Origin of the sequence: Rhodoferax sp. (genome assembly GCF_018780565.1) — a bacterium.
Classification (GTDB): domain Bacteria; phylum Pseudomonadota; class Gammaproteobacteria; order Burkholderiales; family Burkholderiaceae_C; genus Rhodoferax.
Genome location: NZ_JADMJN010000010.1, coordinates 1 through 22,505 on the forward strand (window position 1 = coordinate 1; position 22,505 = coordinate 22,505).

A 22,505-nucleotide genomic window follows, 5' to 3' on the forward strand; every position below is an offset into this window, starting at 1 on the left:
CGCCACTGGTGGTCAAAGCCGCCACGCCACTGGTGGTCAGCGCCACCACCTGGTCGGTGGTCAAGGCCACCACCTGGGTGGTGGTCAGCGCGGCAATACCCGCCGTGCTCAGTGCTGCCACCTGCTCGGTGATCAGGGATGCCACCTGGGTGGTGGTCAGGGCTGCAATCTGGGCGGTCTTGAGCGCCGCCACGTCCGCGGTCTGCATCGCCACCAACTGGGTGGTGGTCAAGGCTGCCACGCCACTGGTGGTCAAAGCCGCCACGCCACTGGTGGTCAGGGCTACGATCTGGTCAGTCGTCAGGGCCACCACCTGGGTGGTGGTCAGGGCCGCCACCACGCTGCTGGTGAGCGCGGCCACTTGTTCTGTGATCAGGGATGCGACCTGGGTGGTGGTCAGAGCCGCGACCTGGGCGGTCTTGAGCGCGCCCACATCCACGGTCTGCATCGCCACCAGCTGGGTGGTGGTCAGCGCGGCCACTGCGGCCGTGCTCAGTGCTGCCGCCTGGGCGGTGGTCAAGGCCACCACCTGCTCGGTGATCAGTGCCGCCACCTGGTTCGTGGTCAGGGCTGCGACCTGGGCAGTCTTGAGTGCCGCCACATCCACGGTTTCCATCGCCACCACCTGGGTGGTGGTCAGGGCCGCCACGCCACTGGTGGTCAAAGCCTGGACTTGCGCCGTCTTGAGGGCCACCACCTGGTCGGTGGTCAGGGCCGCCACCTGACTGGTAGTCAGGGAAGCTATATCAGCGGTTGTCCACGCTTGAACTTGAACCGTGGAGAAAGACGCAATCTGCGTTGTTGAAAAACCGCTGATATTACTCATAGTAAAACCCTTTAGGACTGCTCAGTCCACACGTATATAGAATGCGCAACTTTTGTGGATTGACACCTCATTGACAGAGCCAATCCACGCACAAAACGACCAACCATCGACAGCCAACAGCTAAGGAAACCACGATCACAACACTGCTTGTGGATTACACCCGTTCCCTGTCAACGGCACTTCTACTGAAATCTTGAGGAAATATTTGAACTATTTTTTATATTTTTGAGATATGCCAAGTGCTGTCTCGGTTTATCTCACACCACCCACCTTGGAACAAGTCAAAAAGTAATGGGAACCCGGTTCTATTTCGCATATTTGGAGCTCCAAATGGTCGAAGTCAGTCGAGCACTCCGATTTCCATAACTGAAAAACCATGGAAGTTAGTACCTACACTTCTTTCAAGGATCTGGAATTCGATGCTGCTTGCAGCCATTGATTGGCCCGACGCTGTGCTTCGGCAATTTGCATCAAACCAAGCCGTTCTTCGGATCTGACAAGATTGGCTTTCCCTGCGGCATCACCCCCTTTGGCCGCCAGAATAAACCATTTATGCGCCTCGATAAGATCAAGTGCTACCGCATCACCGGTTGCATAGATGAGCCCTAGACGTGACTGCGCACTGACAACCCCTTGTCCAGCGGCTTCAACAAACCAATGGAAAGCCAGGGCCGAATCTTGCTTAACACCCTGACCCTTGCTGTACATCAACGCCAGGTTGTATTGCGCCTCCGGATCTCCCTGATGCGCGGCTTTGCTCCACCAATGCACCGCTTGATCCATATTCTGGGTGAGCGCAAAAAGTACGCCCAAGGTTGCTTGCGCCGCCACAAAACCAAGATCTGCAGCCTTTTGACACCAAATGAACGCTTGTCGCAAATCCTGCGCCACGCCGTCACCGCCACTGGCATACATGGCTCCCAGGTTCCACTGGGCCTTGGCATCCCCCTGGTCGGCAGCTTTCTGAAACCAAAACAAGGCCTGCGCAAAGTCCCGAGGAGCCCCTCTGCCGTTCAAGTAGGTGATGCCCAGCGCGCATTGCGCCAGCGCATACCCCTGCTCTGCAGCCAGACGACACCAATAAAAAGCCTGTCCGAGATCATGAGAAATCCCTTTTCCGGCAGCATAGTGCTGACTCAAGAGAAATTGGGCCTCCGCGATACCCTGCTCCGCCGCCCTCTTGAAACATGCCGATGCGGCATGCTCCATTTCGCCGCTGAATAGATGCCCAAGGGTAAGCAGTGAGCGGGGGTCTCCGGCCTCGCCCGCCTTGACATACCACGAGCACCCTGCCAACGGATCCTGCTCCACACCTTGCCCAGACAAATAATGGCGCCCAAGAAAGAACTGCGCCTCAAGATCACCTTGTTCCGCTGCCTTGTGGTACCAAACCCAGGCTTGCTCATCATGCACACCCTCATACAGTCTTGCCAAAGCAAGCTGTGCGCGCACTTCGCCTTGCTTTGCCGCACTCAGATACCAAGCTTCCGCCTGAACCAGATCCTCGGGAACACCCAAGCCAAAATGACACATCAATGCAAAGTTGTAACGCGCATCAGCATCGCCCATCTCTGCCGCCTTGATCCATCCTGATGCATCACGTCTGCGTTCGACAGTCCCGGCCTTGCGGCGGGTCCGCGTCCGCCTCAAGGAGCGCCCGTCGCCGTTCGCATCAATGAGCCCCATAGCAACCTGAGCAGCAGCGAAGTGCTGTTGAGCGGCTTTGCGGTACCAGTCCAGCGCGAGCTCGACATCACAGGGAACCCCGTGGCCATTGGCGTACAAATCGGCCAAAGCACATTGGGCAGCCGCCAGCCCCTGCTCCGCCGAACGCTGATACCAGTAAAGGGCCTGCCGATAGTCCTGCACCACGCCCTTGCCATTTTCAAACGCAGCACCGACCGTGAACTGAGCCTCGGTCAGGCCCAGTTCAGCAGCTTTGAAAAAACAGGCGTTTGCAGACTCTGAATGAAGCGCGCCGTAGAACTTGCCAAGTCTGAAAATTGCTTTGGGATGCCCTTGCTCCGCAGCCTTCAGGTACCAAAAGAAGGCTTTGTGATCATCCTGCTCAACCGCCACGCCATTCGCGTATCTCGTACCCAGCAAATACTGAGCCGCAGCCAAGCCTCTTTCTGCCGCTTGACGAATCCAGAGCAGCGCCTTCTCGAAGTCTTGCGCTACGCCCACGCCATTGGCATACATCAAACCAACTTCGTATTGAGCATCCAGAAGCCCGAGCCGAGCTGACTTCAACGTGCTGCTGAATGCCCGCTTGTCCTTGGCAACTATCTTTGTGGCCATGGTTTCCTTTCATTTGCAATTCTTGCCCTCATGGCTCCCGAATCGCTTCGTTCATCCCTTTGGTAAGCGGCCAGGCCAGATAAGAAATCACGGAACGCTTGCCCACAACGATCTCCGCCGACAAGGTCATACCAGGCAAGAGCCGCGAACTCTCAATCATGTTTTTGAGTGTCGTCTTGTCCAGGGAAATACGGCTCAAGTAATAGGCATCCGCCCCGGACTTGGCTGATGGATCCCGTCGAAACGCATCCTCGCTGATCGTGCGAACTTTGGCATCCAGTGTGCCGTGTTTTTGAAATGGATAGGCATCCAGCTTCAAATGAACGGGGTGTCCGAGTTTGATGTACCCGACATCGACAGAATCGATATGGACCTCTGCTTCAAGTGCGACATTGAGGGGAACCAGTGTAAAAAACGTTTCCGCTTCCTTGACAATAGACCCCGGCGACAGCTTGGCAATGTCCAGCACAACAGCGTCAACTGGTGCCACCAATGTCACGAGCTTGTGACGTTTGTCAGCCTTTTGCAATTGCTCCCTCACAGAATCCCGCTCCCGCGACAAGGCCAGTAAATCTTCCATTGTTTTTTGCCGCCAGCCTTTTTCAAAAGCGGTTCGCTCCGACTCAAAGGCGGCCAGTTCTCTCTTGATTTCCTGCTCACGGCTAACCGTAAGCTCCAGATCGCGCTCGACCTCCTTGCTCCTTTGCTGCGCCTCAAGCAACTGAATAGGTGCACCAAACTTTTGAGCCACCATCTTTTCTTGCATCGCTTCAATTTCTTTCAGCGACCGAAGACGAGACGCCACCAGTTGCTGATCGTGCTTATTCGTGGTCAAAGCGGCCCGCAGCTTGGCAGCGGTTTCCTGCATTTTCATCTGCTGGGCCTTGTAATTCGCCTTTCTTTCCAGTAACAGATTCGCTTGCAACTGCGTATCCGCATTGACAGCGGGCGTACTTCGGCTGCTTTCGCCAGACAATTCCAGCCCAAAGCCTTCAATTTGAGTTTCCAAACTCGTCAGGCGAAGCCTGAGCTGCGTTTCGTCTGCCTGGATAAAGGTAGCGTCAAGCGTTGCCAAACTCTCACCCTTTTTGACGACTTGCCCGACTCGCACATCCACACTCTGGATAATTGAAGTTTCCAGGGGTTGGACCACGACGTTTGGCAACGGGTTCACCAGACGCCCCTGCGCCACAACCACTTGATCCAACTGAGAAAGGCTGGCCCAAATTGCAAATGATGCGAAACTGGCCAGCAAAACATGCATGGTAATTTGAGCAAATCGCGGCACAGGACTGCGTTCAATTTCATCCGCGTCAGGCAAGTACTCGACGACTGTCTTAGCCTTCGCGCGCTTAGTCCCCTTGGAGAAAAGCCCTCGCCTTAGAGATGGCTTGTTTGCTGGTTCCATAGCTGCTGGTAGGTTTCACATCGCGTGAGCAATTCATCATGTCGGCCACTGTCCATCAAACGTCCATGCTGCATGACAAGGATGGCATTGGCATTGACCAGCGTTGACAGTCGATGGGAAATCATGATGACTGTTCGCCCAACCGCGATCCGCGACAGATTGCGAATAAAAATGGCCTCACTCTCTGGATCAAGTGCGCTTGCCGCCTCGTCGAGAACCAGGATGCGGGGCTTGGTAAGAAGGGTGCGCGCAATTGACAGGCGCTGCTTCTGTCCACCCGAAAGATTCGCCGCATTCTCTTCCAATAAAGTGTTGTAGCCTTGAGGAAGTCTTTCAATAAATTCAGCGGCACCAGAGGCATCGGCAGCGGCCACGATTTCCTCAAACGTGGCTTCCGGCTTGGCAGCAGAGATATTCTCACGGACCGTACCTCTGAACAAAAAGTTTTCCTGTAAAACCACACCGATTTGGCGGCGCAGGTGGGACAGCTCGATCTCACGCGCGTCGGTCCGATCAAAGCGAACGATGCCCTCTTGCACGCTATAGAGACCCTGGATCAACTTTGTCAGGGTGGTCTTGCCGGAGCCGCTACGGCCAACGATACCAACGACCGCGCCCGCCGGGATGGTCAATGTGGCTCTATCCAGCGCAGCCGCACTGGCGCCGGGATAACGAAAGGTAACTTCTTCAAAAGAAATTTCCCCAGCCAGGTCGGGACGCAATCCGCCCGCGCTGGCGCGGCCCTCCGATGGCCGATTCATGACTTCTCCCAACATGCGGACCGACAGCGCAGTCTCCTGATAATCATTCACCAATGCAACGATGGCGATCAGTGGTGCGACCACGCGGTTCGTGATCATCTGGAAGCCGATAAGCGCCCCCACAGTGAGCGTCTGATCAAAGACTTCCTGCGCGCCAACCACAATAATGACAACCGGCAGGAGCTTGCCCAAGAAGTCGGTGATCGCATTGCCGGTGATGGAGATTTTCCCCACCCGAAAATGCATATTGATGGATTGCGCTGAGCGCTGATCCCACAGTCGACGCTGGGTTGGTTCAATGGCCAGTGCCTTGACTGTTCTCATGCCATGAATGGTTTCCACCATCATGGATTGCCGTTGCCCCTCTGCACTGTAGAGATCATTAAGTCGGCGTTGAAAAGTCGGAACCATGGCGGCAACGATTCCACCGATTAAAAAAGTGAACACCAGGGTTATGAACGCCAGCTTGACTGAATAGGTAAACAGAATCGGCAGAAAAATCAGGAGCGACGTGGCATCCAACGCAGTGAAAAACATGCGCCCGGTTAGAAATGACCGGATTTTTTCCACCTGCTGCATGTGACGGGTAATGACCCCTGCCGTAGTGGTCTCGAAATAGTCAATTGGCAAAGAAAGAAGGTGTGCGAACGTGCGGCGTGTCAGCCGCATGTCTATCTTGTTAGTCGCAGAGAGCGTCAGGATCTGGCGAAGAAAGCCGAATAGAGAATCAAACACCAGCGCAATGACAATGCCCACACCAAGCACCCACAGGGTGGACAGACTTTGATGAACCAGCACCTTGTCGATCACCAACTGAAAAAACATGGGCGATGCCAATGCCAGAAAATGCATAGCAATCGCCGCAATTGCAATGTCCCGGAGCGCCGCTTTTTGCTTCAGTATCTCCGGGATGAACCAACGAAAGCCGAATGGCTGATTTTGTTCAGGCAACGCATACAAGCGCTTTACAAAGAAGACTTCGCCTTCCCAGCGGGTGCAAAACTTTTCACGATCTATCAGCAGGACTTCTGTGGCGTTATCAGCCAGAGGGTTCAAGATGGCTACTTGACCCCCATCTTTTGCGGATGCACCCATGACAATGACGCAATTCCCATCGCTCATCCGGGCAATCAGCGGAAACACGCCTCCTTGCGCCTGAAGGCCTTCCCACGAAAGTTTGTCGAACTTGGCTTTCAAACCAATGTCCGAAGCAATGCGCAGCAAGGTGGCCGGACTCGGCTCTTCCGAGACCAGCGCGTAGTCTTCAATCAAGCGCTCAGGGTTGACCGGCAAACGATGATGCTGGGCAATCGCGGAGAGGCACTGGATGGTCGTATGGGGAAATTTTTCTGCCATTGTTGAAATTCCCGACGGGATGTCAGGCATTTCAACATGGGGACCAAGGCCAGGAAGCGCAGATTAGCGGCCGATTACCCCCTTAGTTCTCCAAGCCTTGCGCGGCAAACGCCAGATGGCTTGCGCAGCAGAACGGACTAATGGAGTAGCTGACGCTGTCCGTCCAACTTTCGCTCAACATAGGTCAGCCAAGGCTCAACCAGAATACGGATTTGGGCATCGTTTTGCAAAATTCGTTGCATGATCCTGTGTTTTTCGGATCGCTGCTCTGGAAGTAAATTTTCGCTTTTCGATTTGTGACGCAGTTGCTCGATCAGCACCGCACACGCACCCTCGAAGCGCATCACCTCGTCCCAGTCTTCGGCCTGGGCGGCATCCCGCATTTTGGCGCTGCTATCCTCAATGGCCTTGTAGTAGTCGATTAACATTTGAAGTATGTTCCTGTTACAGGCTTCCAACACTTTGAGATTGGGCCGCAACCTCGCCCTTGATTTGATTCCATCCATCCGCCACCGGATGGATCAGTCGAATCACCTCTTCAATGATCGCCACGTCATTTCGCAGGTTTGCTTCTGTCGTACGAAATATGCAGTAATCGTACAAGCCCCGCAAATTGGCAGCCAAATCACCCCCACGGGCATCATCCAAACCAGCCTTCAAGCCCTCCTCCAGGATACGCACGGCTCGACCAATCGAGCGTCCTTTGGTAGGAATATCACCATTCAGGATGGCCCCCTTTGCAGCAGCCAGCGACTGCAATAACGCCTCAAAAAGCAAACTGACCAGTTGATGTGGATTGGCCATGGAAACAGAAGTTTCCAAACCAACATTTCGGTAGGAATTTGCGGAGCGCGTGCTAACAGGGGTAAACATTTTGACCATCTCCTTGAGTGCCGTATGTTTTATATATCGGCAAGTGGACGGAAAAATAAACCTTACCCTGTAGATTTATTCCATTGCGCCAGTTGCGCTGTCACATAAGAACTCAGACCACTCATTTGAGCCATCTGGGCGTCCAGCGCGGTGTACTGCTTGCGCAATTGCACTTCGATCCGGGATGCCCGGTCGTTCACCCGGTCCTGATCTTTGGAGTTTCTGCTAATCGACCCCTGCAAGGCAGTCGACTTGTTCGTAACAAGACCGTCAAATGCGACCAACCCTCGCGCAAAATCCCGAACTTTCAAGCCAAAACCATTCGTCAAAGGATTGCTGTTATCGGTGGTGAACAGTTTCTTGAGGTTATCCACATCCTGAAGGGCGCTCGTAAGTTTGGTCGAGTTGACTTTCAACGATCCGTCCGTCTGCCGTTCAAGGCCTGCATCGGACAGCCTGGTCATGGTCGATCCGACACTGCTGGAGCCCAAGATGGACCGCAGCGCATTTTGCAGGCCTACTGTGGTGGAATCGCTTTGCAACAGTCCGGCCTTTTTGGTTGCTGCATCATATTTTGTAGCGTCGGCAAGCGTCTGATTGAGTGCGTTGTAAGCATCCACAAAAGTCTGAATATTCTTTTGGGTTGCCTCCAAATCGTTGGCGACCGTGATCTCCACCGGCGCAACCGTCGCCTGATTCAATTGCAGCGTTACACCGGGAATCACATCCGTCATCTTGTTGGTAGCTGACTGGACGCTAACGCCATTGACTTTGACCTTGGCATCCAAGGCGGTCTGGCCAACAAACCCAACGCCATCCGAAGGATTGGTCAATCCCAACGCGGTCAATCCCGGGTCCGCAGGCACATTGAGACGAAATCCAGCCGCCACACCAGAGCTGTTTGAACGGATCACCAGGCGCTCATTCGTTCCGTCACGCAACACCGTTGCGGTAACGCCTGCGCCCGCTGCGTTGATCTTGCTGGCAATGGTCGCGACCGTATCGGCTGCACCGATTGCCACCTGAACACTGGTGCCCGGTGTAAACACGGGCACAGGATCATCGGACCAACTTCCAAGTTCGATATTCAGTGAACCGGATGAGCCCACTGCAACACCAGTCGCAACACCGACAGACGCAACCGATTGGGCACGGGCAAGCTGCTGCACCTCAATGGTCAGGGCGGCAGCCACCGCAGCAGAACCAGCAGTAACGCCCACAGCGGCAGGATTGGACGACACAGCCTTTTGAGTGCTCCAGCCAGTGGCGCCTGCCAAAACTGCAGCCGCATCGCCGAGGGCGGAAGTCTGGGACTTGACCTTCGAGTACAGGCTGAGTTGCGACTGAAAAGTCGAAGCCTTGGCCTGAAGCGCTTGAAGTGGCTGCTTTTCAATTGCAACCAATTGGGTAACGATACTGTTGACATCAAGGCCACTGCCAACACCTGGGGCGGAGATTGCCATGAGTTGCTCCTAAGATCGGTTAAGTGTATACCGACGGATCACAAAATGCCAAATGGCGACGAGGGCCAATGCCCCATCGCCGCCAGGAAAAGCACCGCCAACCACAGGCTGGCGGCAAGCTCGAACCACTGTTATCGCAGCAGTGCCAGTACACCCTGCGGAGCTTGATTGGCCTGTGCGACCATCGCCGTTCCCGCCTGCTGCAACACTTGAGCCCGGGAAAGATTGGCAGTTTCCATGGCGTAATCGGTGTCCACGATGCGGCCGTGTGCCGCAGCTGAGTTCTCGGAAGACACTCGCAAATTGGCAATCACACCTTCAAACCGGTTCTGCGTCGCACCCCATGTCGAACGGGCCGTTGTAACCGCATCAATATCCACGTCCAGTTTGGCCAGTTCAGCAAGCGCTGTGGCATTGGTGGTACCCAGGGTGGTGGATGTACCGGTGTAAGCCGCCCCAGTAACCGAGATCGTGTCAGCCGTGTTGGCACCGACCTGGAAAGCATAGGTGGTCGCAGCAATCACAGCGGTTCCATTGAACTTGGTGGCAGTCGTCACCCGGGTGTTTTCAGCAACCAGCAACGCAAACTCGGCATCAAGCGCAGTGATGTCAGATGCGCCGTTGGTACCGTTCGAAGCCTGAACAGCCAACTCACGCATACGCTGCAAATTCGCAGAAATGGCACCCAGTGCACCCTCAGCCGTAGCAGCCAGAGAGATAGCGTCATTGGCGTTGCGAATGGCGACGTTCATGCCGCGGGTTTGCGCATCCATACGCTCGGCAATCGCCAGGCCGGCCGCATCGTCCTTCGCGCTATTCACGCGCATCCCGGAAGAGAGTCGCTGTATGGCTCGAGTGAGCTGGATACTCGTTCCCGACAAATTCCTCTGTGCGTTGATCGAGTTGATGTTGGTATTAATCGAGGTCATGAAAAGCTCCTGTAAAGCTGAATAAATCCGGCATTGCTGCCTACGTCAACGCCAACCAATTGGTTAGCCCCTATGACCGGAGCACTGCTGGGCACCTACCGGACGGCGGGTCTTTGCTGAAACCCGTTGAAGATGTTTTCGGATCACATCACCTGAAACTTGAGCCGGAATTCAAAAAAATTCTCGCGCCGAGAACTTCGCACCTGTCCCGCGTCGTCGGTCATTCATCAAAAAACCGGCAAAAAGGGGCAAAAACCCAGTCAAAGGCAAGAAATGACCGGATTGTGGTCGGTTCATTGGGCTTTAGACCTTGCCTGCTTTCATCACAATTTATCCACTGTTCAACCAAGTCAGCGACGTGCTGGCAATGATCGGCAGCAATGCCGGATTTATTCAGCTTTACAGGAGATCAACATGACCACGATCAACACGAATATAACGTCGCTGAACGCACAACGTAATCTGGCGGGAACCTCCGTTTCTCTGGCTACCGCCATGCAGCGACTCTCTTCCGGCCTGCGCGTGAATAGCGCGAAGGACGATGCGGCCGGCTTGGCGATTGCCGAGCGCATGAATGCACAGACCCGCGGCATGAACGTCGCCATCCGCAACTCGAATGACGCCATCTCCCTGGCGCAGACGGCAGAGGGTGCATTGGGAGCCGTCTCGAACAATCTGCAACGCATGCGTGAGTTGGCAGTGCAGGCGGCCAACGGCACCAACGGCGCAACCGACATTGCCGCCCTCGACGCAGAATACCAGTTGCTGGTTGCCGAGAACGCACGAGTTATCAGCACGACTTCGTTCAATGGCCAACCACTCCTGAGTGCGGCGGCGCCCGCTTCGTTCCAATTCCAGGTAGGGGCGAATGCGGCTGACACCATATCCATCAGCTCCGTTATCGCGACTCAGACGGCAACGACCCTCGGCGCAACCAATGCAACCGCCAGCGCAGAACTTACTGTCATCGACACAGACCTGAATACGATGAACTCGATCCGGGCCACCTGGGGCGCCTCGCAGAACCGGTTTGAAGGTGTGATCGCCAGCCTGCGAGTCGCAGCCGAGAACTCGGCCGCCGCCCGCGGTCGGATCATGGATGCAGACTACGCGCAAGAAACCGCCAGCCTTTCACGCTCGCAAGTATTGCAACAGGCGGGAACAGCAATGGTTGCACAGGCCAATCAGTTGCCGCAGAGCGTGCTGTCATTGCTGCGCCAGTAACATCCGCCTTTTCAATTCCCTTCACGCTGACCGGCAGAAGCCAGTCGCCGCGTTATCTTCGCGTCTGCGCGAGATAGGCCAGCGACCGCACGTCATTCGACGTCGAGCGGTATGCAGAGCCTTTGTCAATGATCCGCCTGTAGGCATTTCCCTTACAGCAAGTGACCTGCGAACCTACAGCCCAAACAGCCCTTTTCCAATTCAAGTTTCTGCGACATCCGCTCAGAATTGACTTCATCGCGATCCCCATGGGATCTTAACCAACGAAGGAGCCGAACATGACTGATGAACAACTGTCCGCAGAAATCCGTGATGCCAACCTGACTTACCTCATGCTGGCGCAGAACCTGATTCGCAAGGACAAGGCTCAAGCACTTTTCCGTCTTGGAATTTCAGAAGAGTCCGCAAGTCTGGTGGCCACCCTTTCCCCCGCACAAATCCTGAAGATCGCATCAGGCACGATGTTGCTGTGCCGCTTCCGCATTGATGATGATGTCGTCTGGAATCTGCTGACAAACCACTCTGTCAGCAAGGTAGACAATGACGCCACCACCAAACTGCATGCCAGCATTTTGATGGCGGGTCGTTTCGCAGAAGCAATGTAAGGGAGCACGACCATGGCCACGAAAAGCGTTTTGAACGATTCCAAGCAAGTAGAGCGCGCCGTTGCGCTGATCCAGTTGGGCGCCCGGCTGCAGGTGCTGGAAAGCGAAACCGACTTATCCTATGAGCGCTTGCTCCGCCTCTATAAGGAAGTGGCCGGCCGGTCCCCCTCCAAAGGACAACTGCCGTTTTCAACCGAGTGGTTTCTGACCTGGCAGCCCAACATCCACTCATCCCTGTTTTTGAACATGTATGAGTACATCGGCAAGGTCAGCGCTCTGGATGACATTGATGCAGTCATGAAGGCGTTCAAACTCTACACGGAGCAAATCGCGGCATGCGGCGTCGAACCACTGCTGTCTATCACGCGGGCCTGGCGTCTGGTTAAATTCGTGGACAACAACATGCTGGGGCGGACCAAATGCTCCAAATGCGGCGGCCATTTTGTTACCGACGCCTACGAAAATTCCCGGCACTTTGAATGCGGCTTGTGCACCCCCCCCGCACGTGCCGGGAAAAGCTCCAGCGCCGGCGGAATTTTTCTGCACTAAGCTCTTCGAGCCGAAAAGCCAGCATAAAAGGGCTCCTTTGGGGCTCTTTTCTTGTTTATGGCGATCATTTATGTTCCCTAAAATGAATCAACGCAAGCTATAGTTGACGCTCTAACTATGGCTGCGACCCCTCACATTGACTCGGCACGAACATGATAGTAATCATCGGTTATGTGGTCTCCATGGGTTGCATCTTCGGTGTTTACGTCTTCCATGGCGGCAACATCAAAGTCATTCTTGAAGCCCTGCCTTTCGAATTGATCACAATTTTTGGTGGTGCATTGGGAGCTTTCGCAGTCAATAACCAACCCAAGGTTCTCAAGGCGACCATCAAGCTAATCCCGCAGGCCGTGAAAGGCTCAAAGTACACCAAGGCCAGATATCTTGAACTGATGGCGCTTCTGTATGACATTCTGCAGAAAGCCCGCAAAGAGGGCTTGATGGCCATCGAAAAAGATGTCGAAGACCCGCATGAATCTGCAATTTTCAAGAAGTATGCGACCGTTGGGAATGACCATCATGTGGTGGAGTTCATGACTGATTACCTTCGCATGATGGTTTCAGGAAACCTCAATGCCCATGAAATCGAATCCTTGATGGACAGTGAGATTGACACTCACCATGCAGAAGCTCATGCACCGATTGCCGCTATTGCCAGGCTGGCTGGGGCTCTGCCGGCCTTCGGCATCGTTGCCGCAGTATTGGGGGTTGTGAACACCATGGGTTCAGTGGGTCAGCCACCGGCAGTCCTTGGCGGCATGATTGCATCGGCTTTGGTCGGCACCTTTCTCGGGATTTTGCTGGCCTATGGGGTTGTCGAACCTCTGGGCGGTTTGTTGGAGCAAAAAACAGAGGATGGCAGCAAGGAATTGCAGTGCATCAAGACAACATTATTAGCCAGCATGCAGGGCTACAACCCTTCAACAGCCATTGAGTTTGGCCGAAAAGTCCTGTTTTCGACAGAGCGGCCCACCTTTGCCGAACTGGAAAGCCATGTGCGCGGGAAAAAATAAGCGAGAGACAGACTGAAATGGCTGGAGACGCTAAAAAACTGCAGCCGATCATCGTCAAGAAGGTCAAAAAAGGCGGCCATGCAGTCCATGGCGGCGCATGGAAAATCGCCTATGCCGACTTTGTGACGGCCATGATGGCTTTTTTCCTGTTGATGTGGCTGCTTGGCTCCACGTCAGAGGGCGACAAGAAAGGACTTTCTGATTTTTTTTCAGCGCCCCTCAAGGTCTCCATGCAAGGGGGGAGTGGCGCCGGGGCCAGCAACAGCATCCTTCCAGGTGGTGGTGCAGACCTGACGCAACGCAGTGGACAATCGCGGCGTGGCGAAGGCATAGACCCTATCAACAAGAAAATGGCAAGTGAAGCCATGAAAGCTGAAGTCGCCAAACAGGACGCCAAAAAGCTTGCGGCATTGAGCGCAAAAATCAGCGCCGTCATCTCCAACAGTTCAAAGCTGGCGGAATTCAGCTCCCAGATCAGACTTGACACCACGCCCGATGGACTGCAAATTCAAATCGTAGACGATCAGAAGCGTCCGATGTTTGACAGCGGCAGTGCCGTGGTCAAACCCTACATGCGTGATATCTTGAGGGAAATTGGTGCCGCCCTGAACGGGGTCGAAAACAAAATCAGTCTGGATGGGCATACGGACCGGGCCCCATACAGCAACGCAGAACGCGGCTACAGCAACTGGGAATTGTCCGCTGACCGCGCCAATGCCTCACGACGGGAGCTGGTTGCCGCAGGCATGCCGGATGACAAGTTAGCCCGTGTGGTCGGATTGTCCTCTGGCTATTTGCTGGATGAGGCCAATCCCTTAAGCCCCGCAAACCGGCGCATCAGCATCATCGTCATGACGCGAGAAGCTGAAGAGCGACTTATGGGAACAGGGCGCGCGCCGATTGGCACTGGCTCCGAAACTCCCGCAAATGCGGGAAAATTGGACAATAGACAATAGACAAGCGCGCTGTAAAGCACGATGATTTAGTACATACTAGTGTCAGTTTGGAAAAACGCCATTGAAAGGGTGCCCCATGGCAAATGAGCTTCGGTTTTTGGTTGTTGATGACTTTTCCACAATGCGCCGGATCGTGCGCAATCTTCTCAAAGAATGCGGCTATTCGGAGGCCGATGAGGCAGAAGATGGTGTGGTGGCGCTGCAAAAGCTTCGAAACAGCAAGTTTGACTTCGTTGTCAGCGATATCAACATGCCGAACATGAACGGGTTTCAGCTTCTGGGTGAAATCAAAAAGGATGAGAAGCTGAAACATCTCCCCGTTCTCATGGTGACGGCTGAAGCCCGAAAAGAAGACATTGTGCTTGCGGCGCAGCAAGGCGCCGCCGGTTATATCGTGAAACCTTTTACCAAGGCCACACTAGAAGACAAAGTCAACCTTATCCTCGCCAAAATGGGCCTTAAGTAATTACCATGCAAAGCAATACCCCAACACCTACTGTGAGCACTGTAGCCCCGTCGGATATTCATCACAGCATCGGCGTTCTGACCCGTCAATTACATGACTCGCTCAATGGACTGGGACTGACCGACAAGGTCAAAGGCTGGGCGGGTGAAATTCCTGACGCCAAAAGTCGCCTGTCTTATATCGCCCGACTCACAGGTGAGGCCGCCGAAAAAGTGCTTAACCGGGTTGACCAGGCCAAGGCTCAGCATGACCATATCGCTTCCGAAACACGGCGCATTGGTGCACTGATCGTCAAGGACCCGGTGGCAGCCGTGGCCAAGGGCCATGTCATGAATTTTTTGACCGATGTTGAAGATTCCACCAAGCAGATCGACGAGCACCTGACGGAAATCATGATGGCGCAGGACTTCCACGATCTAACGGGTCAGGTGATTGCCAAGGTTGTCAATCTGGCGGCAAATATTGAAGAGCAACTGGTCCAGCTATTGATCCAGACAGCTCCTCCTGACATCGTTGTCAAAGCACCGGCACCTGTGGCCGAGTACCAACCTGCGCTATCCGGTCCCGCAGTCAACCCCGCAGGCAACCCTGATGTTGTGACCGGTCAATCTGAAGTTGATGACCTCCTGGCAAGTCTGGGTTTCTGAACTCACTTTACCGCCGGCCACGGCGACAGAGTCAAAGTGAGGGGCTAAAGCCCCTCTTTTCAGCCTTTAGTTAGCAAATCCCGTCACGACAATGGGGAGAACTTAACAGTCTCCCCGTCATGGAATCAAGCAGTCAGGATCGAAATTTACCCGCTTCTGAGCGAAAGCTTAAGAAGGCGCGGGATGACGGGCAAGTCACACGCTCGCGGGACTTGTCTCACCTGGCCGTTCTGGGCGCAGGCGCCTTGGGCTTGATGGCCTTGGCACCCCTCATGTTTGAGCGGCTCAAGCTGCAGCTGAGTCAGCAGCTCGCCTTCGATGCGTCAGCGATCACGCAGCCAGGCATGATGTTGACTCGACTGCAAGACATGGCCATGGTCGGACTGCTGGGCTGTGTGGTCTTTGCAGCCATCACCATGACGGTTGCAGCGCTGAGCGCAGTGGCAGCAGGTGGTTGGGTTGCAAGTCTGAAACCGATCATGCCGGACTTCAGCCGACTCAATCCGCTCAAGGGCTTTGGTCGCATGTTCACCAAAGACAAATTGTCCGAAGTGGTAAAGATGAGCTTTATCACCGCTGTGCTGATTGCAATCGGCACGACGTATTTGAGCTCCAGCATGCATTCCCTGGCCTCTCTGGTCATGCAACCCTCCGCAGCAGCTATCCATCACCTGACAGATTGGCTAAAGGCTGGCATGGGCTTGCTGTTGCTTGTGCTGCTGCTGGTTGCCATGGTGGATGTCCCCCTGCAAAGCTTTCTTCACAAGTCGCGAATGAAGATGTCTCACCAGGAGGTCAAACAGGAACACAAGGAGTCGGACGGCAATCCGCAGATGAAGAGCAAGCTGCGCCGCAGGCAGCGTGAAATTTCTCAGGGCAACAGTGTCGGTGCCGTTCCAAAGGCTGATTTCGTTCTCATGAATCCGACCCACTTTGCGGTGGCCATCCGATACGATGACAAGACGATGCGCGCCCCCCAGGTCATCTCCAAAGGCGCTGATCTTCTTGCCATGAAGATCAGAGATGTCGCCAAACTCCATTCAATTCCGGTACTGCAATCTCCCATGCTGGCACGCGCCCTCTATGCCAATGCAGAGCTTGACCAGGATATCCCCGCAAGTTTGTATACCGCTGTGGCACAGGTGCTGGCCTACATCTACCGGCTCAAGGCAGCTATGCGGGGTGATGGCCCCATGCCGGGCGACCCACCACAGCCATTTATTCCTGCTGAACTAGACCCCTTGTCCAAGGTCGTCGCCAACACGCCAGCCACATGAACCCACAACTCAAAGCAGTTCAACAATGGTTTGGCGGCAACGCGTCGCTGATTCAAGGAGCGGCAGCGCCGATGCTGGTCGTGGCAATTCTGGCCATGATGGTTTTGCCCCTTCCGCCATGGCTTCTGGATACCTTCTTTACGCTGAACATCTCAGTCGCCTTGATGGTGATGATGGTGGCGGCCTACATGATTCGTCCACTGGACTTTGCGGCATTTCCCGCCGTGCTTTTGCTCACCACATTGATGCGGCTGTCGCTGAACGTGGCATCTACACGCGTCGTATTACTGGAAGGTCACACGGGCGCCGGCGCTGCGGGCGCAGTGATCGAGGCATTTGGTCACTTTCTTATTGGTGGCAACTTCGCAGTCGGATTGATTGTTTTCTCCATCCTGGTGGTGATCAATTTCGTGGTGGTGACCAAGGGTGCTGAACGTATCGCCGAAGTCTCTGCCCGATTCGCGCTTGACGCCATGCCAGGAAAACAGATGGCGGTCGACGCGGATCTGAATGCGGGCCTGATTGACGAGAAGGAAGCCAAACGGCGTCGCGCCGAGGTTTCCGAAGAAGCTGACTTTTTCGGCTCCATGGACGGCGCATCCAAATTTGTTCGCGGTGATGCGGTGGCCGGTATTCTGATCCTGCTGATCAATATTTTTGGCGGCTTTGCGGTCGGCGTCTTGCAGCATGGCTTGAGCGCCTCGCAGGCTGCAGACACCTACATCTTGCTGGCGGTCGGTGATGCCCTGGTGGCACAAATTCCTGGACTTCTGATCTCGGTGGCCGCTGCGATGGTGGTTTCTCGCGTGGGCAAGGATCATGACCTTGGTCGCCAGATCGTCCAGCAAATGTTTGTCTCACCACGCGTTCTGGGAATTACGGCAACCATCATGGGAATACTTGGCGTGATTCCTGGCATGCCACATGTCGTGTTCATTGGCATATCGATCGTTCTGGGTTATGGCGCCTGGGTTCTTGCGCACAAGCCCTTACCGATCGATCCAGCCTCCATTGTGCCAGCCCCAACCTCCGATGGCGAAGCTAGCTGGGATGACCTGCAACCCGTCGATCAGTTGGGACTGGAGTTGGGATATCGACTGATCGCCCTGGTCGACAAGAATCGCCAAGGCGATCTGCTCACCCGCATCAAGGGCGTGCGCCGCAAATTCGCGCAGGAGGTGGGGTTTCTGCCACCCCCGGTCCATGTGCGGGACAACCTGGAACTCAAACCCAGCGGGTATCGCATCACCCTTCGTGGCGTTATTGCGGGAGAAGGCGAGGCCTTTCCCGGCATGTACCTGGCGATCAATCCAGGGGGCATCACAAGCCCCTTGATCGGCACCGCCACAACAGACCCGGCTTTTGGGTTGCCGGCACACTGGATCGACGAGCGGCAGAAGGAAGCGGCGCAAATGGCCGGTTTTACGGTGGTTGATTCCGAGACTGTCATGGCGACCCATTTGTCACACTTGATGCAGGTACAGGCTTCGAAATTACTGAGTCGAACAGAGACGCAGCAACTGGTAGAACATGTGAGCAAACAGGCGCCCAAACTGATTGAAGAAGTGGTCCCGAAAATGGTTTCCGTCGCTGTTTTCCAAAAGGTCCTGCAACTGCTGCTGGATGAATCGGTGCATATCCGAGACATACGCACCATCATCGAATCCATTGCCGAGCATGCGGGCACCATCACAGATCCGGCTGAGCTGGCGCGGCGCGTCCGGATCGCATTGTCTCCCGCCATCGTGCAACAAATCTACGGCTCAACGCGTGAACTCAACGTCATCGCCATTGACCCTTCCCTGGAGCGGCTTCTCGTCCAGGCACTGGGCAATGCAGCAGGACCCGCTCTGGACCCTGGCGTCGCCGACATCCTGACACGAACGGCCGCAGAAGTCGCACTCAAGCAGGAGGAAATTGGTATTCCTGCGTGCCTGCTGGTCCCCGATCAAATTCGCAGCGCCATCGCCCGTTTGGTGCGTCGCGTTGCGCCACGGCTTCAGGTTCTCGCGCATAGCGAAATCCCTGAATCCCACACTATCCGCATAGGTCCGATTCTCAGAGGTGCTTCATCATGAACATTCAACGCTTTACCGCACCAACAGCCCGAGAGGCACTGGCCAAGGCACGGCTCGCCTTTGGCGACGGAACACTGATCCTGTCAAACCGCCCTACGGCATCCGGTGTTGAGGTTGTGGCTACCGGCGAAGACACTTTGGCGGCGCTGGATCGCTCTGATCTGGCGAACCGCAGCAAAGACCAGGCACCCCTGCGCCGACCACAGAACCAGAGCCTGCCAGAATCCAGAAACCAGGTCGAGGATGATGCCACCCAACTCGCCATGAGCACCTTGTCGTTTCAAGACTATGTGCGGGAAAGAATGCTGCGCCGCCGTCAAGAGGCCATCGCCGCGAAACCTGAAGCTGCGTCAGTTCAGGACATCGCCCCACCCCGGCCTCAGGTCGAAAGCGCGCCGATCGAACCCATTCCCTTCGAAATTCGGCCGCAGGCCACCAAACCGATCGCGGCAAGAAAGATGCCGTCGACCTCCACGCCGACCACTTATGCGCCCAATCTTTCCCAAGGCATTGTGGACGAGTTGCAGGCGATGAAGGCATTGATCGATGACCGGTTCAACACCCTTACATGGCTGGGGCAAGCGCGCCAGCATCCGATCCAGTCCAACTTGATGCTCAAGCTGATCCGCGCAGGCTATTCACCAACCCTTGCAAGAACCATCCTGGAGCGCATGCCGGAAGAAATCGGCGCTGCAGAGTCGATGCGCTGGGTCATGGATGTTCTGGAACGCAACCTGAAAACCGACGCGGCGTCACGCCCCTTGCATGAAGAAGGCGGTATCTATGCACTGGTGGGCGCCACCGGCGTTGGAAAAACAACCACCGCAGCCAAACTGGCCGGACTGTGCGCGCGAACACATGGTCCCAGCAGTGTAGGACTGATCACTTTGGACACCTATCGCGTCGGTGCCCATGAGCAGTTGCGGGCCTATGGCCGCATGCTGGGCGTTGTGGCCCACCTCGCGCATGACCGGGCGGCTCTGCAAGACCTTCTGAACCTGCTGGCCAACAAAAAGATGATTTTGGTAGACACCACAGGACTCGCTCCAAGCGACCCCCGCAAGCGGGACATGCTGGATGTCCTCGATCTCCCCAAGGTCAACCGCCTGCTGGTGCTCAATGCCGGCGGACATGGCGATACGCTGGACGACGTGGTTTCGTCGTTCAAGTCCAATGGGGTTCAACAAGCGGTACTCTCCAAGATTGACGAAGCGGCCAAACTGGGCCCTGCACTGGATGCGGCCATCCGTCACCAGCTGGTCCTGCGGGGCGTGACCATGGGCCAGAAAGTTCCCGAGGACTGGGAGTCGGCGGATGCGGCCAAACTGGTTCGCCAGTCCATGCGCGCGCCGGTCAAATCTGCGTTTGACCCCACTGCGGCGGACTTGGGATTTTTCTTTACCCAGCCCAATGCGTCACATTCGGTGAGACTCGATGCTTGAAACCTGCGTCAATCAGGGAGTCGGACTGCAGGGCATTGGCTTGCATGCGGCGCCACGCGTTATTGCGATGGCCAGTCATGGCAGCCAGGAGGGTGAGTTGCCCCTGCTCTGGAGCCTTTGCTCGACCCTGGTTGATTTTGGTTACCCTGTGGCCGTGCTGGATGCCACGACCACCGAATCCGCCGACAACCCCGGACTGGCTCAGCTTTTGGACCATGGTGGCTGGCATGGCGAAGATCACGACAGCCTGCGCTCATGCTCGGTCATACCGGCAGCGCTTGGACTCCAGCGGCTTTGTACCCAGAATCCTGCACAGGGCGCGCTCCTGAACCCCTTGGGCGGTCTGTTGCAGAATTTTGGCGTGATCGTCATCTACGCCTGCGCGGATGTACTCACCCTGTTGCTGCCCGGGAGCGACATCGAGCCGCTGCTCACCGTGTCGCCGCTCAAAACGTCACCCGTCAGCGCCTACCGCGCCCTGAAACAGATGTTGCTAAACGCCAAGCTTCGCCCTACTATGGCTTCTATAGTGAGTGAACCGTTTTTGAACGCATCCATGACCGAATCGCCCCCGATCAAAAATTTACAGGAATGCGCAATGACGTTTTTGGGTTACCGTCTTGATTCCCTGGCTGTACATACGCCGCAGCCTGGTGAACGCCGGTCTGATGACATGAGCCGACTCGCGCTGAGACTTCTCGAAAATGCAATGCCACTTCACCGTAATCCCAATGTGGGGAGCCATTGATGATGTACACAGCCAAGGGCCAACTGGACCGCAACGCCATGATCAAGCAGTACCAGCCACTGGTTCGGCGGCTGGCACATCACATGATGGCCAAGTTGCCCGCCAACGTGCAGGTGGATGACTTGATCCAGGTGGGTTTGATCGGTTTGTCTGAGGCCCTGACGCGCTATGAGGTCACCCAAGGCGTTCAGTTTGAAACCTTTGCCACCCAGCGGATTCGCGGAGCGATGCTGGACGAGCTGCGCGAAAACGACTGGATGTCTCGCGGCTCCCGGAAAAGCCAGAAGGAAATCGAACAGGCCTTGCGCAAGCTGGAACATCGGCTGGGCCGCAGTCCACTGGAAGGGGAAGTCGCTTCAGAACTGGGCCTGAGCTTGACGGAATACCAGACCCTGCTTGGCAAGGTTCGAGGCACGCAGCTTGTGTACTTGGAGGATATGGCCCGCGGCAACGAGGAAGAAGACAATTTTCTGGATCGCCATGTCGCGGACACTGATGCCGACCCGATGAACATGCTGCGCGATCATCGATTTCGGCAAGCCTTGATCGCGGCCATCAAGAACCTGCCCGAACGTGAGCAATACATCATGAGCATGTATTACGAAAAAGACATGAACCTGAAAGAGATCGCAGCAGTGCTTGACGTGACAGAGTCACGTGTATGCCAGTTGCACAGTCAGTCCATTGCCCGGTTGCGGGCGAAGATGCGCTCGCATTGAAGATGTGTCCAGGATCCCGGACCTGATCCGAAATATCACAAGCAAGAAGTGAGGGCTGACCAAACCGGCCAGACAGGGGATCAGCCGCCGCTCAGGCCGACAACAATTTGAACGCACCGGTTTGCTTGCCGGGACTTCCATAGGGGCCAGCAACTTGCGCGTACGTCGTGCTTTGAGTAGCCGGAACCATGGCGTTCAACGCCCGTTCCACCAAAACAGTCCGTCGGATCAGGCTTTCCCGCTGAAAAGCCATGATGTCTGCGATTCTTTTCAAACGCAGCTTCAGATTCTTGCTCTTCAGGTCAACCTGTGTGATGTCTTGCAACAACTGTGAAAAATCCAGCGCCGCCTGCCGCAGGGCAGCACTGGCGGAGACCAGCGCCAGAGGCTCTCCGCTCACAAGCGCTGAAGATACCTCGGTAGAACAAAGTTCAACGTCGGTCAGTGCTTTTTCAATATGAGCGGGAAAATTCATGGCAACCTCAAAACAAGCAAATTCGCAAATCAATTACGGGTGCGATTGAGCATTTCCTGAGCATTCGCCAGCAATTTGTCGGCGATAGCTTCCGGATTTACCACGTACGTACCCTGCTGGATGGCCGTCCGCACCGCATCCACCTTGGCTGTATCTACATCTGCAGCCTCGCTGGCGCTTGCCGCCTCCAGCGTGCGTGCCAAAGTCGATACCGTGACGGCAACGCCCGCAGACTGCGTACTCTTGGCAGCAGCGGCATTGGCAGTCGAACTCGCACTCTCGCCTGCCTTGGGGGCCTGGGGCGAAGCAGTCGAACCGACTGGAATTGAACTGTCAGAAGGTGTGCCTATTTTCATCATGCTCTCCAAAACTACTACAAATGTAGCCTC

General features: G+C 55.4%; 21 protein-coding genes and 1 pseudogene. 12 read left to right on the top strand and 10 right to left on the bottom strand.

The window, feature by feature from the left end; translation table 11 throughout:
* The 8 genes and pseudogenes from IV109_RS13955 to IV109_RS13990 all read right to left on the bottom strand — a co-directional run.
* Positions 1-826, bottom strand: a pseudogene (locus IV109_RS13955) (heme utilization protein); the annotation flags it as partial.
* Positions 827-1,216: 390 nt separating this feature from the next.
* The gene (locus tag IV109_RS13960; RefSeq protein WP_296697474.1) at positions 1,217-3,127 is read right to left on the bottom strand and encodes a hypothetical protein; all 1,911 of its coding nucleotides are present in this window, start codon (positions 3,125-3,127) and stop codon (positions 1,217-1,219) included.
* A 28-nt stretch (positions 3,128-3,155) separates the two neighbouring features.
* Positions 3,156-4,535, bottom strand: coding sequence for an HlyD family type I secretion periplasmic adaptor subunit (locus tag IV109_RS13965; RefSeq protein ID WP_296697476.1), 1,380 nt, complete (start codon positions 4,533-4,535; stop codon positions 3,156-3,158).
* Positions 4,508-6,682: a peptidase domain-containing ABC transporter gene (locus IV109_RS13970; RefSeq protein ID WP_296697478.1), complete on the bottom strand. Its 2,175-nt coding sequence runs from the start codon at positions 6,680-6,682 to the stop codon at positions 4,508-4,510. Before IV109_RS13970 ends, IV109_RS13965 begins: the two co-directional genes overlap by 28 nt.
* A 107-nt stretch (positions 6,683-6,789) precedes the next feature.
* Positions 6,790-7,089 carry a flagellar protein FliT gene (locus IV109_RS13975; protein WP_296698544.1) on the bottom strand — a complete coding sequence of 100 codons (300 nt, stop codon included), beginning with the start codon at positions 7,087-7,089 and terminating at the stop codon, positions 6,790-6,792.
* 7 nt (positions 7,090-7,096) lie between these two features.
* Positions 7,097-7,525: a flagellar export chaperone FliS gene (gene fliS, locus IV109_RS13980; protein WP_296697480.1), complete on the bottom strand. Its 429-nt coding sequence runs from the start codon at positions 7,523-7,525 to the stop codon at positions 7,097-7,099.
* A gap of 62 nt (positions 7,526-7,587) precedes the next feature.
* Positions 7,588-8,988, bottom strand: coding sequence for a flagellar filament capping protein FliD (fliD, locus tag IV109_RS13985; RefSeq protein ID WP_296697482.1), 1,401 nt, complete (start codon positions 8,986-8,988; stop codon positions 7,588-7,590).
* Between the two features lie 131 nt (positions 8,989-9,119).
* Positions 9,120-9,917, bottom strand: coding sequence for a flagellin (locus IV109_RS13990; RefSeq protein WP_296697484.1), 798 nt, complete (start codon positions 9,915-9,917; stop codon positions 9,120-9,122).
* A gap of 414 nt (positions 9,918-10,331) precedes the next feature.
* Between IV109_RS13990 and IV109_RS13995 the strand changes: the two genes are divergently transcribed.
* From IV109_RS13995 to IV109_RS14050, 12 genes are all read left to right on the top strand, one after another.
* The gene (locus IV109_RS13995) at positions 10,332-11,141 is read left to right on the top strand and encodes a flagellin (protein ID WP_296697486.1); all 810 of its coding nucleotides are present in this window, start codon (positions 10,332-10,334) and stop codon (positions 11,139-11,141) included.
* Between the two features lie 278 nt (positions 11,142-11,419).
* Positions 11,420-11,746, top strand: a complete 327-nt coding sequence (gene flhD / locus IV109_RS14000) for a flagellar transcriptional regulator FlhD (protein ID WP_296697489.1) — start codon at positions 11,420-11,422, stop codon at positions 11,744-11,746.
* A gap of 12 nt (positions 11,747-11,758) precedes the next feature.
* Positions 11,759-12,295, top strand: a complete 537-nt coding sequence (flhC, locus tag IV109_RS14005; RefSeq protein WP_296697491.1) for a flagellar transcriptional regulator FlhC — start codon at positions 11,759-11,761, stop codon at positions 12,293-12,295.
* A gap of 152 nt (positions 12,296-12,447) precedes the next feature.
* A complete protein-coding gene (gene motA, locus IV109_RS14010) occupies positions 12,448-13,308 on the top strand; it encodes a flagellar motor stator protein MotA (RefSeq protein ID WP_296697493.1) in 861 nt (286 codons plus the stop codon).
* A 17-nt stretch (positions 13,309-13,325) separates the two neighbouring features.
* On the top strand, positions 13,326-14,264 hold the full coding sequence (gene motB / locus IV109_RS14015) for a flagellar motor protein MotB (protein ID WP_296697495.1): 939 nt from the start codon (positions 13,326-13,328) through the stop codon (positions 14,262-14,264).
* 76 nt (positions 14,265-14,340) lie between these two features.
* Complete coding sequence (gene cheY, locus IV109_RS14020; protein WP_296697497.1) at positions 14,341-14,730, top strand: chemotaxis response regulator CheY; 390 nt, start codon at positions 14,341-14,343, stop codon at positions 14,728-14,730.
* 5 nt (positions 14,731-14,735) lie between these two features.
* A complete protein-coding gene (locus tag IV109_RS14025; RefSeq protein ID WP_296697499.1) occupies positions 14,736-15,377 on the top strand; it encodes a protein phosphatase CheZ in 642 nt (213 codons plus the stop codon).
* 119 nt (positions 15,378-15,496) lie between these two features.
* On the top strand, positions 15,497-16,654 hold the full coding sequence (locus tag IV109_RS14030; protein ID WP_296697501.1) for an EscU/YscU/HrcU family type III secretion system export apparatus switch protein: 1,158 nt from the start codon (positions 15,497-15,499) through the stop codon (positions 16,652-16,654).
* Entirely contained in the window at positions 16,651-18,732 is a 2,082-nt protein-coding gene (gene flhA, locus IV109_RS14035; RefSeq protein ID WP_296697504.1) for a flagellar biosynthesis protein FlhA, read from the top strand. Before IV109_RS14030 ends, flhA begins: the two co-directional genes overlap by 4 nt.
* Positions 18,729-20,174: a flagellar biosynthesis protein FlhF gene (gene flhF, locus IV109_RS14040; RefSeq protein ID WP_296697506.1), complete on the top strand. Its 1,446-nt coding sequence runs from the start codon at positions 18,729-18,731 to the stop codon at positions 20,172-20,174. Before flhA ends, flhF begins: the two co-directional genes overlap by 4 nt.
* A complete protein-coding gene (locus tag IV109_RS14045; RefSeq protein ID WP_296697508.1) occupies positions 20,167-20,922 on the top strand; it encodes a hypothetical protein in 756 nt (251 codons plus the stop codon). The genes flhF and IV109_RS14045 overlap by 8 nt, the downstream gene beginning before the upstream one ends.
* Before the next feature lie 2 nt (positions 20,923-20,924).
* The gene (locus IV109_RS14050) at positions 20,925-21,641 is read left to right on the top strand and encodes an RNA polymerase sigma factor FliA (RefSeq protein ID WP_296697511.1); all 717 of its coding nucleotides are present in this window, start codon (positions 20,925-20,927) and stop codon (positions 21,639-21,641) included.
* Between the two features lie 91 nt (positions 21,642-21,732).
* Here the strand turns inward: IV109_RS14050 and IV109_RS14055 are convergent, their stop codons facing one another.
* Together IV109_RS14055 and flgM are read right to left on the bottom strand one after the other, a co-directional pair.
* Entirely contained in the window at positions 21,733-22,116 is a 384-nt protein-coding gene (locus IV109_RS14055; RefSeq protein ID WP_296697514.1) for a hypothetical protein, read from the bottom strand.
* Between the two features lie 29 nt (positions 22,117-22,145).
* Positions 22,146-22,472: a flagellar biosynthesis anti-sigma factor FlgM gene (gene flgM, locus IV109_RS14060; RefSeq protein WP_296697516.1), complete on the bottom strand. Its 327-nt coding sequence runs from the start codon at positions 22,470-22,472 to the stop codon at positions 22,146-22,148.
* Positions 22,473-22,505: the final 33 nt, after the last annotated feature.

What these genes read in the sequence shown, in the direction of transcription:
- IV109_RS13960 (WP_296697474.1), bottom strand. Translation starts at nt 3,127, where the DNA reads ATGGCCACAAAGATAGTTGCCAAGGACAAGCGGGCATTCAGCAGCACG.
- IV109_RS13965 (WP_296697476.1), bottom strand. Translation starts at nt 4,535, where the DNA reads ATGGAACCAGCAAACAAGCCATCTCTAAGGCGAGGGCTTTTCTCCAAG.
- IV109_RS13970 (WP_296697478.1), bottom strand. Translation starts at nt 6,682, where the DNA reads ATGCCTGACATCCCGTCGGGAATTTCAACAATGGCAGAAAAATTTCCC.
- fliS (WP_296697480.1), bottom strand. Translation starts at nt 7,525, where the DNA reads ATGTTTACCCCTGTTAGCACGCGCTCCGCAAATTCCTACCGAAATGTT.
- fliD (WP_296697482.1), bottom strand. Translation starts at nt 8,988, where the DNA reads ATGGCAATCTCCGCCCCAGGTGTTGGCAGTGGCCTTGATGTCAACAGT.
- IV109_RS13990 (WP_296697484.1), bottom strand. Translation starts at nt 9,917, where the DNA reads ATGACCTCGATTAATACCAACATCAACTCGATCAACGCACAGAGGAAT.
- IV109_RS13995 (WP_296697486.1), top strand. Translation starts at nt 10,332, where the DNA reads ATGACCACGATCAACACGAATATAACGTCGCTGAACGCACAACGTAAT.
- flhD (WP_296697489.1), top strand. Translation starts at nt 11,420, where the DNA reads ATGACTGATGAACAACTGTCCGCAGAAATCCGTGATGCCAACCTGACT.
- flhC (WP_296697491.1), top strand. Translation starts at nt 11,759, where the DNA reads ATGGCCACGAAAAGCGTTTTGAACGATTCCAAGCAAGTAGAGCGCGCC.
- motA (WP_296697493.1), top strand. Translation starts at nt 12,448, where the DNA reads ATGATAGTAATCATCGGTTATGTGGTCTCCATGGGTTGCATCTTCGGT.
- motB (WP_296697495.1), top strand. Translation starts at nt 13,326, where the DNA reads ATGGCTGGAGACGCTAAAAAACTGCAGCCGATCATCGTCAAGAAGGTC.
- cheY (WP_296697497.1), top strand. Translation starts at nt 14,341, where the DNA reads ATGGCAAATGAGCTTCGGTTTTTGGTTGTTGATGACTTTTCCACAATG.
- IV109_RS14025 (WP_296697499.1), top strand. Translation starts at nt 14,736, where the DNA reads ATGCAAAGCAATACCCCAACACCTACTGTGAGCACTGTAGCCCCGTCG.
- IV109_RS14030 (WP_296697501.1), top strand. Translation starts at nt 15,497, where the DNA reads ATGGAATCAAGCAGTCAGGATCGAAATTTACCCGCTTCTGAGCGAAAG.
- flhA (WP_296697504.1), top strand. Translation starts at nt 16,651, where the DNA reads ATGAACCCACAACTCAAAGCAGTTCAACAATGGTTTGGCGGCAACGCG.
- flhF (WP_296697506.1), top strand. Translation starts at nt 18,729, where the DNA reads ATGAACATTCAACGCTTTACCGCACCAACAGCCCGAGAGGCACTGGCC.
- IV109_RS14045 (WP_296697508.1), top strand. Translation starts at nt 20,167, where the DNA reads ATGCTTGAAACCTGCGTCAATCAGGGAGTCGGACTGCAGGGCATTGGC.
- IV109_RS14050 (WP_296697511.1), top strand. Translation starts at nt 20,925, where the DNA reads ATGTACACAGCCAAGGGCCAACTGGACCGCAACGCCATGATCAAGCAG.
- IV109_RS14055 (WP_296697514.1), bottom strand. Translation starts at nt 22,116, where the DNA reads ATGAATTTTCCCGCTCATATTGAAAAAGCACTGACCGACGTTGAACTT.
- flgM (WP_296697516.1), bottom strand. Translation starts at nt 22,472, where the DNA reads ATGAAAATAGGCACACCTTCTGACAGTTCAATTCCAGTCGGTTCGACT.